Origin of the sequence: Rathayibacter rathayi (genome assembly GCF_004011095.1) — a bacterium.
Taxonomy (GTDB): domain Bacteria; phylum Actinomycetota; class Actinomycetes; order Actinomycetales; family Microbacteriaceae; genus Rathayibacter; species Rathayibacter rathayi.
The window spans coordinates 296975-313695 of record NZ_CP028129.1 but is presented as its reverse complement, the minus strand read 5'-3'; the positions used below and the strand labels follow the sequence as shown (position 1 = coordinate 313695).

Here is a 16721-nt window from a genome sequence, read left to right as displayed (position 1 = left end):
ACACTACCAGGCTGCCGCCGTTCGAGGGAACGGCGACGGCCCAGGAGCGGAGTTACTCGCCCTTGTTCTTCTGGACGATCTCCTCGGCCACGGCCTTGGGGACCTCGGCGTACGTCTCGAACGTCATCGAATAGACGGCGCGGCCCGAGGTCTTCGAGCGCAGGTCGCCGATGTAGCCGAACATTTCGGACAGCGGGACATTGGCCCGGATGACCTTGATGCCGGTGGCGTCCTCCATCGACTGGATCATCCCGCGACGCGAGTTGATGTCGCCGATGACATCGCCCATGTACTCCTCGGGAGTACGGACCTCGACGGCCATGAGCGGCTCGAGGAGGACTGGCTGCGCCTTGCGCGAGGCCTCCTTGAACGCGATCGAACCGGCGATCTTGAACGCCATCTCGGAGGAGTCGACGTCGTGCGCCGCTCCGTCGACCAGGGTCGCCTTCACGCCGACCATCGGATAGCCGGCGAGCACGCCGACCTGCATGGCGTCGCGGATGCCCGCGTCGACCGAGGGGATGTACTCGCGCGGGACGCGCCCACCGGTGACACCGTTGACGAACTCGTACGTCTTGTCGGCGTCGACCGCCATCGGCTCGATGGTGATCTGAATCTTCGCGAACTGGCCGGAGCCACCCGTCTGCTTCTTGTGGGTGTAGTCGTACTTCTCGACGGTGCGGCGGATTGTCTCGCGGTAGGCCACCTGGGGCTTTCCGACGTTCGCCTCGACGTTGAACTCGCGCTTCATCCGGTCGACGAGGATGTCGAGGTGCAGCTCGCCCATTCCCTTGATGACCGTCTGACCGGTCTCCTGGTTCTGCTCGGTACGGAAGGTGGGGTCCTCCTCCGCGAGCTTCTGGATCGCGGTTCCGAGCTTCTCCTGGTCGGCCTTCGTCTTGGGCTCGATGGCGACCTCGATGACGGGCTCCGGGAAGGTCATCGACTCGAGCACGACCTGCGCCTGCGGGTCGCTCAGGGTGTCACCGGTGGTGGTGTCCTTCAGACCAATCACGGCGTAGATGTGGCCGGCGGTGACCGAGTCGACCGGGTTCTCCTTGTTGGAGTGCATCTGGAAGATCTTGCCGATGCGCTCCTTCTTGCCCTTGGTCGAGTTGATGACCTGGGCGCCCGAGTCGAGCTTGCCCGAGTAGACCCGGAGATAGGTGAGGCGACCGAAGAACGGGTGCACGGCGACCTTGAACGCGAGCGCCGAGAAGGGCTCGGTCGAGTCCGCGTGACGCATGATGACCTTCTCCTCGTCGCGGACGTCGTGCGCCTCGATGGCGGGGACGTCGAGCGGGGAGGGGAGGTAGTCCACGACCGCGTCGAGCATCGGCTGGACGCCGCGGTTCTTGAACGCGGAGCCACAGAGCACCGGGTAGATCTCGGAGGTGACGGTCATCTTGCGGATGGCGGCCTTGACCTCGGCGACGGTGAGCTCCTCGCCGCCGAAATACTTCTCGAGCAGCTCGTCGGAGGTCTCCGCGACGGTCTCGAGAAGCTTCTCGCGGTACTCTGCCGCCTTATCGGCGAGGTCGGCCGGGATCTCTTCGATCTCGTACTTGGCGCCCAACGCGACATCTCCCTTGGAGTCGCCGCGCCAGGTGAGCGCGCGCATCTCGACCAGGTCGATGACACCCTCGAAGGTGCTCTCGGCGCCGATAGGCAGCTGGATGACCAGCGGCTTCGCGCCCAGGCGGTTCACGATCGTGTCGACGGTGTAGTAGAAGTCGGCACCGAGCTTGTCCATCTTGTTGACGAAGCAGATGCGCGGCACGTCGTACTTGTCGGCCTGACGCCAGACGGTCTCGGACTGGGGCTCGACGCCCTCCTTACCGTCGAAGACGGCGACGGCGCCGTCGAGGACGCGGAGCGAGCGCTCGACCTCGACCGTGAAGTCGACGTGACCGGGGGTGTCGATGATGTTGATCTGGTTCTTGTTCCAAAAGCAGGTCGTCGCAGCGGACGTGATCGTGATGCCGCGCTCCTGCTCCTGCGCCATCCAGTCCATCGTCGCGGCGCCGTCGTGGACCTCGCCGATCTTGTGCGTGATACCCGTGTAGAACAGGATGCGCTCGGTGGTGGTGGTCTTGCCGGCATCAATGTGGGCCATGATGCCGATGTTGCGGACCTTGTTCAGGTCGGTGAGCACATCTTGTGCCACGGAGTTCCTCCGATAGGTGATGGAGCCAGCGCACCGGGTTCATGGCCGAATGGCTGGGATTCTGGTGGTGGCGGTCGCCCGGTCGCGGGGATCGGGCGATCCACCGCCGTGACCGGGCCCGCAGCGCTGGCGCGGCGGGCCCGGCAGTCGCGGTCACCCGGAGGCGGCCGCGGGGTGCGCTACCAGCGGTAGTGCGCGAAGGCCTTGTTCGACTCGGCCATCTTGTGGGTGTCCTCGCGACGCTTCACAGCGGCGCCCAGACCGTTCGACGCGTCGAGGATCTCGTTCATCAGACGCTCGGTCATCGTCTTCTCGCGACGAGCCTTCGCGTAGCTGGTGAGCCAGCGCAGCGCGAGGGTGTTGGCGCGGTGCGGCTTGACCTCGACCGGGACCTGGTAGGTCGAGCCACCGACGCGGCGGCTGCGGACCTCGAGGGTCGGACGGACGTTGTCGAGCGCCTTCTTGAGCGTGACGACCGCGTCCTGACCGTTCTTGGCGGAGACGCCTTCGAGAGCACCGTAAACGATGCGCTCGGCCAGGCCCTTCTTGCCGTCCAAAAGGATCTTGTTGACGAGCTGGCTGACGACCGGGGCGCCGTAGACGGGGTCTGCGACGACGGGGCGCTTGGGAGCGGGGCCCTTACGAGGCATTACTTCTTCTCCATCTTCGCGCCGTACCGGCTGCGAGCCTGCTTGCGGTTCTTGACGGCCTGGGTGTCCAGGGCGCCGCGAACGATCTTGTAGCGGACACCGGGGAGGTCCTTGACGCGACCTCCACGCACGAGCACCATCGAGTGCTCCTGCAGGTTGTGGCCCTCGCCGGGAATGTAGGCGGTGACCTCGGTGCCATTGGAAAGCTTCACGCGGGCCACCTTGCGGAGGGCCGAGTTCGGCTTCTTGGGCGTAGTCGTGTAGACGCGCGTGCAGACGCCGCGCTGCTGAGGGTTGGCCTTCAGGGCGGGCGCCTTGGTCTTGGTGACCTTCGGCGTACGTCCCTTACGGACCAACTGCTGAATCGTTGGCACTGGTTTTGCTCCTTGAATGCTGCACGGTGACAGCGGATCGATGGTCGACATTCGGCCCTCCCGTCTCCGGGAACGGCCGAGTTCATCTGGACCCGACGCACCCCCGCGGCCCCGCGAGCGGGATCGGGGAGGGTGAGGGGTATGCCGTGGGGGCCGTCCGATCGGACGAACCCGCGGATCCTCGCGGACCCGGTAGAGCGAAGTGCGGCGACGGCGTCGGCCCGGAGGCACGACACAAGCGCACGGCAAAGCGCACACCCCAAGAATATTACGGGGAGTGACGGGGCCGGTCAACCGAGCGGTCTTTGCCGCCGTGGCAGAGGGCAGCCCAAAGACGGCAGCACAGAGACGGCAGCACAGAGACGGCAGCACAGAGACGACGCCGCCGCGACGGGCCGCGGCGACTCTGGGAGATCACTCCCGCTCGTCGCCCTCCCAGCCCCAGTGCGGGCTGCTGCCACCCGCGTCGCGGCGGGCCAGCAGGAGGAGGAACACGAGCTGCACCGCGGCCGCGAGCACGCCGGTCGCGAGCGCGAAGACGGTGGGCGCGTGATCCAGCGCCCAGCCGAGGATCTCGCCAGGCTCCCGTCGGCCGAGGCCGTAGAGCGCACCGCCGGTGAGCAGGAAGAGCAGGTAGACGACGACCCCGGTCAGCAGCGACGGGCCACCCACTCGATGGACGGCGGGGCGCGCGGCGAGGGTGATCATGGCGAGCAGCACGGTGACGACGCAGACCGCCACCGACACCGGCCCCAGCAGCGGACCGGCGTCACGCTCGGGTACGACGTCCTGATCGAGCAGGAGGCTGAGCACCCCGAACGCGCAGACGACCAGCGCGAGGTAGAGGAACGCGGCGAAGGCGGCCAGCGCAAGGCCGTAGCCCAGCCCGGCGTTGCGGCCCTGCCCCTCCGTCGTCACGACGGATCGGCCGCTTCCCGCTCGGCGTTGCGGCGCTTCACGCCCCTGGCCCGCCCGGAGATCGCGGCGCCTCCCCAGACGCTCACCTCCCGACCGAGCACGGCCGCGGCGACGACGGCGGCCAGGACGGCGGGGTCGCGGACGTAGTCGAGCACAAGCGTGCGATCCACCGGCAGCGAGAGCGGCCCGACGGCGCTCCAGCCGCCGGCCAGCGCCGCCGCCGCCGTGAGGAACGCGATAAGGAAACCGCCGAGGACGTAGGCCCACCAGCCCGCACGGTTCACGACGAGCACGATCAGGGCGAGTCCCACGAGGAACGCCGCGACCGGCGCGAGAAAGATCGGGGTCGGCGCCGTCTCGAACGCGAGTGCGACCACATCCTGATTCACGCGATCGACGAGGAGGCGGATCGCCGTGAGCGCCACCAGGTACAGAACGGCGAACACCGCCGTGGTCAGCAGCGCGAGGGCGAGGCCGGCCAGTCGGTTACCGGAACGCCGAACGGGCTCGGGCTCGGCCTCGACCGGGCCGAGGGCGCTCGGCGCCTCGGCAACGGCGACCGGTGGGGTCGGCTCGAGCGTCGGCTGGCCGTCGGTCTCAGGTTCGGGCCAGACGTACTCGCGGGTCGGCTGGGGTCCGGTTCCGCCGGACGTCTCAGTCGCGGAGGGTATCCGCGTGGTCTCGGCGTCGCTGCTCCAGTTCACCCAGACAGCATAAGCACGGGTCACGCCGCTTCCGGGGCGCCGCGCGGCTCCCGCCGATGGGGGATGGACCTAATCGAGTGGATGGAGGAGACGGTGCAGGAACTGCCGGGTCCGCGGCTCGCGCGGCTCCCGCAGGATCTGCGCAGGGGCACCGCGCTCGACGACGACGCCGCCGGCCATGAACACGACCTCCGAGGCCACCTGCCGGGCGAACTCGAGTTCGTGAGTGACCACGAGCATCGTCCAGCCCTCCCCCGCCAGCTCCCGCATCAGCGAGAGCACGTCGCCGACCAGCTCCGGGTCCAGCGCCGACGTCGGCTCATCGAAGAGGAGGAGCTCGGGCCGCAACGCGAGCGCCCGCACGATGCCGACGCGCTGCTGCTGCCCGCCAGACAGCTCGAAGGGGTAGGCGCTCCCTCGTCCGCCGAGGCCGACGCGCTCGAGCAACCGCTCCGCCTCCGCAATGACCTCGGACGCGGGGAGGCGCTGCACCCGCAGCGGCCCCTCCGTGACGTTCTGTAAGACCGTCAGATGCGGAAAAAGGTTGAAGTGCTGGAAGACCATCGCGGAGCGGTCGCGCAGGCCGGTGAGCGCCTTGCGTCCGACGCCGCGGTCGAAGTCGAGCACGCTGCCGTCCGCGAGCTCGACGGTTCCGCCGTCCGGCACCTCGAGGCTGTTCAGCGAGCGCAGGAGGGTGGTCTTGCCCGAGCCGGAGGGACCGATGAGGGCGACGACCTCGCCCCGGCGCACCTCCAGGTCGATCCCGCGCAGCACGTCCACGCCGCCGAACGACTTGCGCAGGCCGCGGGCCGTGAACACAGGCCGGGCGTCGGTCGGGGAGTCAGCGGGCGACATAGCGGTCCAATCGCTTCTCGAGCAGGCCCTGGCCGCTGGAGAGCACCAGGCAGATGAGCCAGTAGATCGCAGCGGCCTCGAGGTAGAGCAGCATGAACTCGCTGGACGCGGTCGCGATCTTCTGCGCCTGCCGAAAGAGTTCGGTCACCAGGATCAGCGACGCCAGCGAGGTGTCCTTCACCAGCGAGATGAAGGTGTTCGACAGCGGCGGCACAGAGACCCGCGCCGCCTGCGGCAGGATGATCCGCCGCAGCGAGAGCGAGCGACTCATGCCGATGGTGTGTGCCGCCTCCCACTGCCCCTTCGGGACGCTGAGGATCGCCGCCCGGATCACCTCGGCCGCATAGCCGCCCACGTTCAGCGCGAAGGCGATCGTGGCGCTGGGCCACGGGTCGATCTTCAGGCCGAGGCTTGGCAGCCCGTAGAAGATCACGAAGAGCTGCACCAGGAGCGGCGTGCCGCGGATAACCGAGATGTACATGCGGGCGGTCCAGGAGAGGATCCGCACCCGCGAGAGCCGCATCAGGGCGACGGCCAGCGCAAGCCCGAGCCCGATCGCGAAGCTCGCCAGTGCGAGTGGGATCGTACCGACGATGCCCCCGGAGAGGATCGGCCAGAACGACCGGAGGACGAGATCCATGAGTTTTCCCCTTCGCGGAGCAGGTCCGCGGTCGGCTCGATCGGGCGGTGGGGTCGGACGTGGATCGTGTCCGCCTCCTCCGGAATGCTGGCACGCCCGGCGCGGTTGCGCCCAGCCCAGCCCGGCGCGGCGAGGACCGGCGCGGCGCACTCCGCCATCGAGAGGCAGAACGCGCGCGGGTCGGCTCCTCTCGGTGCAGGAGGAGCCGCCGAGGCGCGCTACTGGGAGACGTCGGCTCCGAAGTAGCGCTCGGAGAGGGAGACGAGAGTGCCGTCCGCGCGCAGTTCGTCGAGGGCGGAGTCGACGGCGGCGACGAGGTCGACGGATCCCTTGGGGAAGGCGAAAGCGCTCGCGGAGGTGTCGGCGGTGGTGGCGGCGACCTTGAGTCCGGCAGCCTGGTCCGGGTAGGACGCGGACCAGTCGAGCCAGGTGAGGCGGTCATTCACTGTCGCGTCGACGCGGCCCTGCTCGACGAGGGCGATGGCCTGGGCCCAGCCCTCGACGCCCTCGACCTGCGCGCCGTTCTGCTGCGCGACGGCGTACCAGTTGCTCGAGAGCGACTGCGCGGTGGTCTTGCCGGAGAGGCCGGCGAGATCGGTAATGGAGGTGTCGCTCGACGGCACGATCACGACGCCGGGGCTGACCGAGTACGGCGTCGAGAAGTCGTATTTCGCCTGGCGCTCGTCGTTGATCGCGACCTGGTTGGCGATCACCTCGAAGCGCCCGCCGTCCAGGCCCGCGAAGATCGCATCCCACTGCGTCTCCTGGAAGTCGGGCTCCACGCCCAGCTTTTCGGCGACCGCGGTGACCACGTCGATGTCGTAGCCGGTCAGCGCACCGGTGCCGCCGTCGGCGTGGAAGGAGAAGGGCGGGTAGGTGCCCTCGGTGCCGATGGTGAGCTTCCCCGACTCCTTCACCTCGGCCAGGGTCAGGCCGTCGCTCGCGGAGGTCGTGCCCTCACCGCTCGAGCCCGAGACCACGTCATCGGTCGAGGCGGGGGCGCAACCGGCGAGGACCAGGGTGGCGGCGGTAACAGCAGCGCCGAGCAGAACGCGCAAGGGGGTGCGGGCGGAGAGGGTCACGGTGTTGTCCTTCGGTGAATCACGGAGTCATGGCGGCCCCGATGCGCTGAGAGCGGCGCGGGGATCGGAGAGGGGATGGGTCGTCCGGGGCAGACCCGCGGCCAAACGGACCCACCCGCTGAGACGATAACCGGCGGAGGGGCCGACTATTCCCGGATGTCGCCGCGTGACGCTGCGAGCGCCGCCAGGAACCGCTCCGCCCCCGCGACCTCGTCGTCCGTGAGGCCCGTCGCCGACTCCGGTCGGACCAGATGGAAGGGGGTGCTCTGCTCGCGTGCCCAGGTATAGGCGTCCTGGCCGAGATTGTCGTCGATCCAGACCACCGCATCGAGCGGGCCGCGCTCGGCGGCCCGCTCGAGCCATGTCGCGACCGGGTGAAGCTTGCCGGTCTGCCCGGGGAATCGCGGGTCGCGAGGGAGCCCGCCGTCAAAGACAATCGCCTCCGTGCCGCCCGGCAGCCCGAGGTCGTCAGCGAGGACCGAGGTGAGGCGGGGTGGCCAAGTCGTCGCCCAGACGATCGTGCCGACTGCGGCGAGCCGAGCCACCAGCGCCTCTCGCTCCGGCTCGAGTTCGAGCCGGTGCGAGCCGGCCGCGCGATCGCTGCGGACGGAGGGATTCAGGACGCCGTCGACGTCAAGCAGGATCAGGGCGACCATGCTTGTCACCGTAGCGGCGCCGGGGCGGATCGCGCGAGGAGCGCTAGCGTGACGGGATGCCTCCGACCCTCGTGCTGCCGGATGGCCGCGTCGCCGAGCTGAGACTCGATCCGATGCGACCGGAGGCGCTGCTGCTCACGGTCGACGCGCAGAGCAGTCGCTGATCGGCCCGGGGATCCTCGATCGCTGCACCTCGAGTACCTCGCCGGCTCGGCGCGGTCGTGGACGCGACTGCCGCTGCGGGCGAGCCACTGCGCGGGCTGCATCGCTGCGCCCGCGTGCAGATCCCCACGGCGGACGCCTCCGGAGTGCGGCCCGCCTGGAGGGCCGACGTCCTCGTGCTCGACGTCTATGACGGCGACGAGACTCCTGAAAGCTTCTCCTCGCCAGCCGTCCTCGCCCCGCTCGCCGCACGGGTGGGATCCGCGGGGCTGCTCGCGATCGACGTCGCCGATGACGCCGACCACCGGAGGCTGAAGCGCCTGCGCCGGGTCGTGCGGCAGCTGCTCCCGGTCACTGCCGCGGTCGGCGCGACCGCGTTCATCGAGGGGCGCACCAGCGGACATGCGATCCTGCTGGCCTCACGCTCGGCGCTCGCCCGCGGCGTCGCCGCCCGACTGCTGCTCCCTGGCCCGCACCCGGTCTCCGCCGCGCCGAATGGCGACGTCGTGGTCGTCGAGGTGGCGGTAGAAGTCGACCCGTGAGTCGAGCGTGACGCTGGCCTCGAGGTACTTGGCGCGGATCCGCTTGATGTAGGTGCGGACGGTGTGCTCGGCGACGTTGAGGTCGACGGCCACCGTCCTGACCGCGGCTCCGGCTCCGTAGGCACGCATCACACGGCTCTCCTGCGGGCTCAGCACCGGGCGACGCACCTCTCGTCCGTGCACGAGTCGGTGCCGGGCCATGTCCGAGATCCAGGTGCGGCCGGAGGCGACCGAGACGACAGCAGCGGCGAGTTCGCTCGGGTCGTCCCCCTTCCAGACGTAGGCGGCCCTCTCGCGTCGCAGCACGGCCCGCACAGGCTCCAGTGAGTCGGAGGAGGAAAGCACGACGAGGCCGGCCGTCTGCTCCGCGGCGCGCTCCATCGCGGCGGCCACCTCCTCGCCGGGCATTCCGTCAAGGTCGAGGACCGCGATCCGGTCCACACCCTCTTCGTCGTGCGAGAACTGCGGTAGCAGCTGCACGAGCAGCGCCTGGAGCGCGGCGCGCTCGATCGCTGGTCCGTCTGCGACGGCCAGCGTGAACCGTTCGAATCCGGTCACGGAAGTCCCCTAGCAGGGGCAGGTTCGGGTCCGCCCCGGCTGCACCGTAGCGGTCCTGGGGCCCGGCGCGCATCTGATGGGACATTTCGTTTCAGTGGGAGGACGCCCCTAGACCGTTCCGAATCGGCTCATGGACCGCCCGGAAAACGGTTCACGGCCTCCAGCTCCCGCTAGTGTCCCTCAGCATGGACGACAGCTCAGGGGGCTCCACGCGGGCCCGGAGGATACCCGCGGAGCAGGTCCGCAGCCGCATGATCGCCACGGCGCGCGAGGTCGTCTCGACCCACGGCCTCACCGTAAGCTTCGCGCACCTGCCGATGGAGGAGTACATCCGCCTCGCGGAGGTGCCGCGCAGCTCTGTCTACCGCATCTGGAGCACCCGGGAGGAGTTCGTCGCCGACCTCATCGGCGAGGTCTTCGTGCGCGACCGCTACGCCGAGGGCACCGACCCCGAGGCCCTGCAGGAGATGCGCGAGGTCTACGAACGCTTCTCCGATCTGCTCGCCACCGCAGCCGGGCGCAGGCGGGTTGGCTGGGAGATGATCCGGATCGGCGCACGCGCGAACGCGGAGTCGCTCCGCCGCTCCGCCGATTGGTCCTCGTATAACGCCCTGCTCGCCTGCACCTTCTCAATGGAGGACGGGCCTGCGCGGGATGCCGTGCGGGCGACGGCGAAGCGGATCGAGGGCATGCTGACACGTCGAATGCGGGACTTCTACGAGGAAATGCTCGAGGTGCTCGACGCCTCGCTGCGCCCAGGATTCACCACGATTCAGCTCGCCCACCTCACGGCGATCGTGATCGACGGACTCGCGCACCGCGGCCGCCTGCTCGATGACGACCTCGATGCCCCGGTGACGGCACCCGGCCTCGACGGCGAGCCGGTCGAGTGGATGCTCGCGGCCTGGACGATCCGCTCGATCGTCGACGGGATGCTGGAGCCTCTCGGAGAGGACTAAGCGGATCTCTCGCCCGCGACGAAAGCCGTGCGCGGGATCCGGCGCGGATCCCCGGGTCAGCGGTCAGGCTCGGTGAATCCGTCGATCAGTATCAACACCGAGACGACCGCCAGGGAGGGGCCGTCGGGGTCGGTGGGGTTGAGGGGGCCGGTCACCAGCTCCGGTGCGGCGATACGGGCGACGCAGAGGCCCTCCACCAGGGCCGAGACGGCGGAGGCGAGCGCCGCATGGCTGAGGCCCGGGCGCAGTCGCAGCCCTGCCTCGTCGAGGGTGTGCCGGTAGTACTTCGCCATGTTGTCGATGAAGTGAAGCTGACGGGAGCGCAGCGCGGAACGGATGGCGGTGCGCGCCGGCTCCTCGTGCGAGTCGACCGCGCCGGCCAGAGCGATGAAGTTGCGCCAGTGCTGTGCAGAGAAGACGTTGTCGACGTTCGCATCGACGGCGACTCGCACGGAGGCGACCAGGGCCTCTCGGCGCTGCTCGGGTGTGAGCTCCGCGTCGAGGTGACGGTGCAGATAGGAGTCCCCGGCGGCCAGCGACGGCTGGTCGAGACGAGTGGCCAACACCCGCTCGGGGATGATGCCGATCAGCTCGTCATAGAACGACTGCCGGGTCGGCCAGATCCGGTACACCGTACTGCGCGGCACCCCGGCGGAGCGAATCATGTCTTCGAGCGGCAGGTGGCCGACTCCGACGCGCAGACCCTCGGCCCGCACGACAGCGAGAGCCGTGTCGAGGAGGCGGGTACGGACCTGCTCGCGGGTGAGACGCGCCGTGCGCGCCGGCAGGGGCGCTGCCAGGGGCTCGTCACTCATGGGGCCTCCGCCGCCGGGATGCGCGGAGATCTCTCCGACATCTGCTGTCCAGCAGAGCGTACCCGTTTCGCGGGCAGGGAGTGAGAGCAAGCCGGTGACGGGCGCGGCCCGCGCATGCGGCTCGGGTACCGCACGGACCGCGCTGCCTGTCCCCAGGCGGCCACCCCATCGGCCGGTCCGACCGTACGATGCACGACAATCGTCCGTCAACTCTCGCGACACAGTGTCTCGCCACGGGTCGCCACCCGAGGCAAGACGCTCATGAGGATCGCCGCCGCGACTCCTCCGCCGGCGGGACCAGGTGCGCCGTCGCCCGCGCCCTCGACGCGCGCGGGGCGAACACCTCCCGGGCGACCACGTTGGCGACGACTCCCGCTGCGTGCTCGACGAGGTCGACGTTCCGGGTCAGCCGCGCATGGTGGCACGGGCTCGCGTCCACGTCGACCACGAGCCTCGCGAAGCGCAGGACGTCACCCATGCGCGCGAGGGGCGTGAGCTCGGCCACCAGAGAGGGAGCGTTCGCCGCAGCCAAGTAGGTGTAGCGGCAGGTCGAGACCACGGAGTCATCGACACCGGCCGTCGCCGACCCCGTCGCGACCATGATGTCGCCGAGGCCGACCGGCGCGCTCCGCCGCCCAAGCGCCACGGCCGCGGTGACCTGAATGTCGCCGACCAGCGCCGTCACATGCACGCCGACCGGCCAGGGCGGCAGGGAGCCGAGTTCGGTTGATCCGGTCCGAAGACCCTTGCCCGCGGCGGAGGCGAGAGCGTCGATCAACGGCATTCCCGTGCACTCCCCCGCGTGCTCGGCATTCTCGGAGACAGCGTCACCGCAGGAGGCGAGCATCGCCGAGAGGCTCAGCCGATTCGGTGGGTCGAGCCCGGCGATCATGGCGGGGCTCACATGACCGGACTCATCAACCATCCGGCCCAGACGCTCCGCGACGTCGGACCCGGTGTTGGGCGTTCCGAAGGTGAGCACCGACGAGACCATCGATGCCACGGCCGTGCCGTCGACCCTGCTGCTCAGCGCCTGGCGGGCGGCGAGACCACCCATCGAGTGCGCGACCACGACCACGCGGTGCCCGGTCGCCGATACCAGACAGGCGATCGACGAGGCGAGGGCGTCGCTGATCCCGGGGTCGGTGACCCAGCGGGCGGCGAGGCGGCGGTAGTCGAAGGTGTAGACGGCGGCGCCCTCGATCTGCTGGAACCGGCCGAGGAGCGAGGGTTCGGGCGCGTCGAGCGCGGTTGGCGACTCCGAGGAGACCATGTCGACCAGATGCGAGAAGACGCCGGTGCGGCTCGCGTCGTGGGTCGCCGTGCCGAGCCAGCCGTGCAGCAGCACGATCGGCACGAGAGCAGCGACGGATCGCGGCTGCACGTCGTCACCGGCGAGTACCGGCGCGAGCCGCGCCACTCCGCAGGACCTGGGGGCGACAACCTCCGCCGCTTCGGCCCGCCCGCCGGGCACGACGAGCGCACCGACCACCGCGACCAGGGCAGCCAGCACGACGGTCACGACTCTCATCCGCGCAGTCCCTCGAGTGCCGCGGCCAGGACGGGGGAACGGGGACAAACTCGGCCCGGCGAGCACCCCTCGAGTCAATCATTTCCGCCGTAGGCGGATCGTGCGCAGGCGCGAACCGCCTACACCCCCCGTCCGGGTGTGCCCGCCTCGACGAAGGCCCCGCCGGTATCCCGACGGGGCCTTCGATGGTTCAGCTCACCGGGATCAGCTGTAGTTGCCCGGCTCGTAGCCGTCGCTTGAGAACGAGTCGAAGTCGACGAACGAGAGGTCGGCGTCGCTGAAGGCGGCGTCGTCGGCGAAGATGCGGTTGGGGTACCGCTCGGCCTTCGCCTCCTCGGTTGCCTCGACCGACACGTTGCGGTACTTCGGGAGACCGGTTCCGGCCGGGATCAGCTTTCCGATGATCACGTTCTCCTTCAGCCCCAGCAGCGGGTCGCGCTTGCCCTCCATCGCCGCCTGCGTCAAGACGCGGGTGGTCTCCTGGAAGGACGCGGCCGACAGCCACGACTCGGTCGCGAGCGAGGCCTTGGTGATACCCATGACCTCCTGGCGTGCGGACGCGGTCCGCTTGCCCTCGGTCAGAGCCGCACGGTTGACCTCGCTGTAGCGCGAGCGGTCCACGAGCTCACCCGGCAGCAGGTCGGTGTCGCCGTGGTCGACGACGGTCACCTTCCGGAGCATCTGACGCACGATGACCTCGATGTGCTTGTCATGGATCGGCACACCCTGCGAACGGTAGACGCCCTGAACGCCGCCCACCAGGTGCTTCTGGACCTCACGGACGCCCAGCACGCGCAGGACCTCCTTGGGGTCGACCGTTCCGACGTGCAACTGCTGCCCGATGGTGACCGACTGGCCGTCCTCGACGAGCAGCTGCGAACGCTTGAGCACCGGGTAGATGACCGCCTCGTCGCCGTTGTCCGGCTGCAGGATGACCCGGCGGGCCCGGTCGGTGTCCTCGATCGTGATTCGACCGGCGGCCTCCGCGATCGGCGACGCGCCCTTGGGGGTGCGGGCCTCGAAGAGCTCCTGCACGCGGGGAAGACCCTGCGTGATGTCGTCGGCCGAGGCCGAGCCACCGGTGTGGAAGGTGCGCATGGTGAGCTGCGTGCCGGGCTCGCCGATCGACTGGGCCGCGATGATGCCGACGGCCTCACCAATGTCGACGAGCTTGCCGGTGGCGAGCGAGCGGCCGTAGCAGGCCGCGCAGACGCCGACGGCGGACTCGCAGGTCAGGACGGAGCGCACCTTGATGTGGCGCACACCCGCTCCGACCAGCTTCTCGATCAGCACGTCGCCGACGTCCTCGCCGGCATCGGCGACGAACTCGCCGGCCTCGTTCGACGCCGGGGTGGCGAGCGAACGCGCGTAGACCGAGTTTTCGACGTTCGAGTCCTTGATCCAGGCGCCGGTCGCGTCCTGGAGCATGATCGGCAGCTCGAGACCCTTCGTGGTGCCGCAGTCGTCCTCACGGATGATGACGTCCTGCGAGACGTCGACGAGTCGACGGGTCAGGTACCCCGAGTCCGCCGTGCGGAGCGCGGTGTCGGCCAGGCCCTTGCGGGCACCATGCGTGGCGATGAAGTACTCGGCGACCGACAGCCCCTCGCGGTACGAGGAGATGATCGGACGGGCGATGATCTCACCCTTCGGGTTGTTCACCAGGCCTCGCATGCCGGCGATGTTGCGCACCTGCAGCCAGTTTCCGCGGGCGCCGGAGGTGACCATGCGGTTGATGGTGTTGTCGATCGGGAAGTTCGCGCGCATCGCCTTGGCGACCTCCTCGGTCGCCTCGGTCCAGATCTTCACGAGTTCCTGGCGGCGCTCGGCCTGAGTCGTCAGGCCCTTCTCGTACTCGGACTCGACCTTCGCGGCCTTCTTCTCGTAGCCCGCGATGATCTCGGGCTTGGACGGAGGCGTGAGGATGTCCGACAGCGCGACGGTCACGCCGGACCGGGTGGCCCAGTAGAAGCCGGCGTCCTTAATGCGGTCGAGCGATGCGGCGACCTCCACCTTCGGGTAGCGCTCCGCGAGGTCGTTCACGATCCCGGAGATGGTCGTCTTGTCGGCGACCTGCTCGAAGTAGGGGTAGTCGACCGGCAGCGCCTCGTTGAAGAGCGCGCGACCGAGTGTGGTCTCGAGCAGGACCGGCGCGGTGACCTTGCCCTTATCGTCGAGCTCGACACCCTCGGGGGCCTGACCCTGCGCGAAGAAGACGTCCGACATGCGGATCTTCACCGTCGAGTTCAGGTGCAGCGAGCCCTGGTCCTTCGCGAGAATCGCCTCGGACACGGACGAGAACGCACGTCCCTCACCGGCGGCACCCTCGCGGATGGTCGTCAGGTGGTGGAGACCGATGATCATGTCCTGCGTAGGCAGGGTGACCGGACGGCCGTCCGAGGGCTTGAGGATGTTGTTCGAGGCGAGCATCAGGATGCGCGCCTCGGCCTGGGCCTCGACGGACAGCGGCAGGTGGACGGCCATCTGGTCACCGTCGAAGTCCGCGTTGAACGCGGCGCAGACGAGCGGGTGCAGCTGGATCGCCTTGCCCTCGACCAGCTGGGGCTCGAAGGCCTGGATGCCGAGTCGGTGCAGCGTGGGCGCGCGGTTCAGCAGGACGGGGCGCTCGCGGATGATCTCCTCGAGCACGTCCCAGACCTGCGGGCGCGAACGCTCGACCATGCGCTTGGCGGCCTTGATGTTCTGCGCGTGCGAGAGGTCGATCAGGCGCTTGATCACGAACGGCTTGAACAGCTCCAGCGCCATCTGCTTGGGCAGACCGCACTGGTGCAGCTTGAGCTGCGGGCCGACGATGATGACCGAGCGGCCCGAGTAGTCGACGCGCTTGCCCAGCAGGTTCTGGCGGAAGCGACCCTGCTTGCCCTTGAGCATGTCGCTCAGGGACTTCAGGGCACGGTTGCCGGTACCGGTGACGGGGCGGCCGCGGCGACCGTTGTCGAAGAGCGCGTCGACCGCCTCCTGCAGCATGCGCTTCTCGTTGTTCACGATGATCTCGGGGGCACCGAGGTCGAGCAGGCGGCGGAGACGGTTGTTGCGGTTGATGACGCGACGGTAGAGGTCGTTCAGGTCGCTGGTCGCGAACCGGCCTCCGTCGAGCTGCACCATCGGGCGCAGCTCCGGCGGGATGACCGGGACGACGTCGAGGACCATCGCGGCCGGCGAGTTGCCGGTGGCGAGGAACGAGTTGACGACGCGCAGGCGCTTGATGGCGCGGATCTTCTTTTGACCCTTGCCCTCGGCGATCTGCAGGTGCAGCGTCTCGGCCTCGGCCTGGAGGTCGAACTGCTCGAGGCGCTTCTTGATCGCCTCGGCGCCCATGTAGGCCTCGAAGTAGACGCCGTACCGGTCGACGAGCTCGTTGAAGACCGCGTCCTCGGGCTTGAGGTCGCCAACCTTGAGGGTGCGGAACTGCTCCCACACGCTCTCGAGCCGCGCGATGTCCTCGTCGAAGGACTTGCGGATCTGGCCCATCTCTTTCTCGGCGCCGTCCTTAGTCCGGCGCTTCTGGTCGCTCTTGGCGCCCTCCGCCTCCAGGGCGGCGAGGTCGGTCTCCAGGCGCGCCAGGCGGTCAGCGATGCGGGAGTCGCGCTGGTCCGAGAGGGTCTTGATCTCGAGCCGGAGCTCGTTCTCGAGGCCGGGCATGTCGGCGTGACGGCCGTCGTCGTCCACGTCGATGATCATGTACGCCGCGAAGTAGATGACCTTCTCAAGGTCCTTCGGCGCCATGTCCAGCAGGTACCCGAGGCGCGAGGGGACGCCCTTGAAGTACCAGATGTGGGTGACGGGGGCGGCGAGCTCGATGTGGCCCATCCGCTCGCGGCGGACCGAGGACTTGGTGACCTCGACGCCGCAGCGCTCGCAGACGATGCCCTTGAAGCGGACTCGCTTGTACTTGCCGCAGGAGCACTCCCAGTCGCGAGAGGGTCCGAAGATCTGCTCGCCGAACAGACCGTCCTTCTCGGGCTTGAGGGTTCGGTAGTTGATGGTCTCGGGCTTCTTCACTTCACCGTGCGACCAGCGACGGATGTCATCGGCCGTCGCGAGGCCGATGCGCAGCTCATCGAAAGTGGTTACATCGAGCAATGTT

14 protein-coding genes are annotated in these 16721 nt (G+C 69.0%); 1 reads left to right on the top strand and 13 read right to left on the bottom strand.

All coding sequences use genetic code 11. From position 1 onward, the window contains the following. Positions 1 to 52 precede the first annotated feature (52 nt). The 10 genes from fusA to C1O28_RS01510 all read right to left on the bottom strand — a co-directional run bounded on the left by fusA (position 53) and on the right by C1O28_RS01510 (position 9308). Positions 53 to 2167 carry an elongation factor G gene (gene fusA, locus C1O28_RS01555; RefSeq protein ID WP_097166364.1) on the bottom strand — a complete coding sequence of 705 codons (2115 nt, stop codon included), beginning with the start codon at positions 2165 to 2167 and terminating at the stop codon, positions 53 to 55. 179 nt (positions 2168 to 2346) lie between these two features. Continuing rightward, positions 2347 to 2817, bottom strand: coding sequence for a 30S ribosomal protein S7 (gene rpsG / locus C1O28_RS01550; protein ID WP_055787043.1), 471 nt, complete (start codon positions 2815 to 2817; stop codon positions 2347 to 2349). Then, positions 2817 to 3191, bottom strand: coding sequence for a 30S ribosomal protein S12 (gene rpsL, locus C1O28_RS01545; RefSeq protein WP_011186743.1), 375 nt, complete (start codon positions 3189 to 3191; stop codon positions 2817 to 2819). Before rpsL ends, rpsG begins: the two co-directional genes overlap by 1 nt. 414 nt (positions 3192 to 3605) lie before the next feature. Then, positions 3606 to 4109 carry a DUF6121 family protein gene (locus tag C1O28_RS01540; protein ID WP_097166363.1) on the bottom strand — a complete coding sequence of 168 codons (504 nt, stop codon included), beginning with the start codon at positions 4107 to 4109 and terminating at the stop codon, positions 3606 to 3608. Further along, entirely contained in the window at positions 4106 to 4813 is a 708-nt protein-coding gene (locus tag C1O28_RS01535) for a hypothetical protein (protein WP_104261979.1), read from the bottom strand. Before C1O28_RS01535 ends, C1O28_RS01540 begins: the two co-directional genes overlap by 4 nt. A gap of 69 nt (positions 4814 to 4882) precedes the next feature. Continuing rightward, a complete protein-coding gene (locus C1O28_RS01530) occupies positions 4883 to 5668 on the bottom strand; it encodes an amino acid ABC transporter ATP-binding protein (protein ID WP_097166361.1) in 786 nt (261 codons plus the stop codon). Next, complete coding sequence (locus C1O28_RS01525; protein ID WP_097166360.1) at positions 5655 to 6308, bottom strand: amino acid ABC transporter permease; 654 nt, start codon at positions 6306 to 6308, stop codon at positions 5655 to 5657. The genes C1O28_RS01530 and C1O28_RS01525 overlap by 14 nt, the downstream gene beginning before the upstream one ends. Before the next feature lie 218 nt (positions 6309 to 6526). Beyond that, positions 6527 to 7390 carry an amino acid ABC transporter substrate-binding protein gene (locus C1O28_RS01520; RefSeq protein WP_243392054.1) on the bottom strand — a complete coding sequence of 288 codons (864 nt, stop codon included), beginning with the start codon at positions 7388 to 7390 and terminating at the stop codon, positions 6527 to 6529. 146 nt (positions 7391 to 7536) lie between these two features. Continuing rightward, positions 7537 to 8046 carry an HAD domain-containing protein gene (locus C1O28_RS01515; RefSeq protein WP_097166359.1) on the bottom strand — a complete coding sequence of 170 codons (510 nt, stop codon included), beginning with the start codon at positions 8044 to 8046 and terminating at the stop codon, positions 7537 to 7539. Positions 8047 to 8627: 581 nt separating this feature from the next. Then, on the bottom strand, positions 8628 to 9308 hold the full coding sequence (locus C1O28_RS01510; RefSeq protein WP_097166358.1) for a LuxR C-terminal-related transcriptional regulator: 681 nt from the start codon (positions 9306 to 9308) through the stop codon (positions 8628 to 8630). A 185-nt stretch (positions 9309 to 9493) separates the two neighbouring features. Here C1O28_RS01510 and C1O28_RS01505 point away from each other — a divergent pair, with 185 nt between their 5' ends. Next, positions 9494 to 10267, top strand: coding sequence for a TetR/AcrR family transcriptional regulator (locus C1O28_RS01505; RefSeq protein WP_127821396.1), 774 nt, complete (start codon positions 9494 to 9496; stop codon positions 10265 to 10267). 56 nt (positions 10268 to 10323) lie between these two features. Here the strand turns inward: C1O28_RS01505 and C1O28_RS01500 are convergent, their stop codons facing one another. The 3 genes from C1O28_RS01500 to C1O28_RS01490 all read right to left on the bottom strand — a co-directional run bounded on the left by C1O28_RS01500 (position 10324) and on the right by C1O28_RS01490 (position 16717). After that, positions 10324 to 11082 (bottom strand): TetR/AcrR family transcriptional regulator, encoded by a 759-nt coding sequence (locus C1O28_RS01500; RefSeq protein WP_097166356.1) that lies wholly within the window; start codon positions 11080 to 11082, stop codon positions 10324 to 10326. Positions 11083 to 11341: 259 nt separating this feature from the next. Continuing rightward, complete coding sequence (locus C1O28_RS01495) at positions 11342 to 12613, bottom strand: esterase/lipase family protein (protein ID WP_097166355.1); 1272 nt, start codon at positions 12611 to 12613, stop codon at positions 11342 to 11344. Positions 12614 to 12817: 204 nt separating this feature from the next. Next, on the bottom strand, positions 12818 to 16717 hold the full coding sequence (locus C1O28_RS01490; protein WP_097166354.1) for a DNA-directed RNA polymerase subunit beta': 3900 nt from the start codon (positions 16715 to 16717) through the stop codon (positions 12818 to 12820). Positions 16718 to 16721 lie beyond the last annotated feature (4 nt).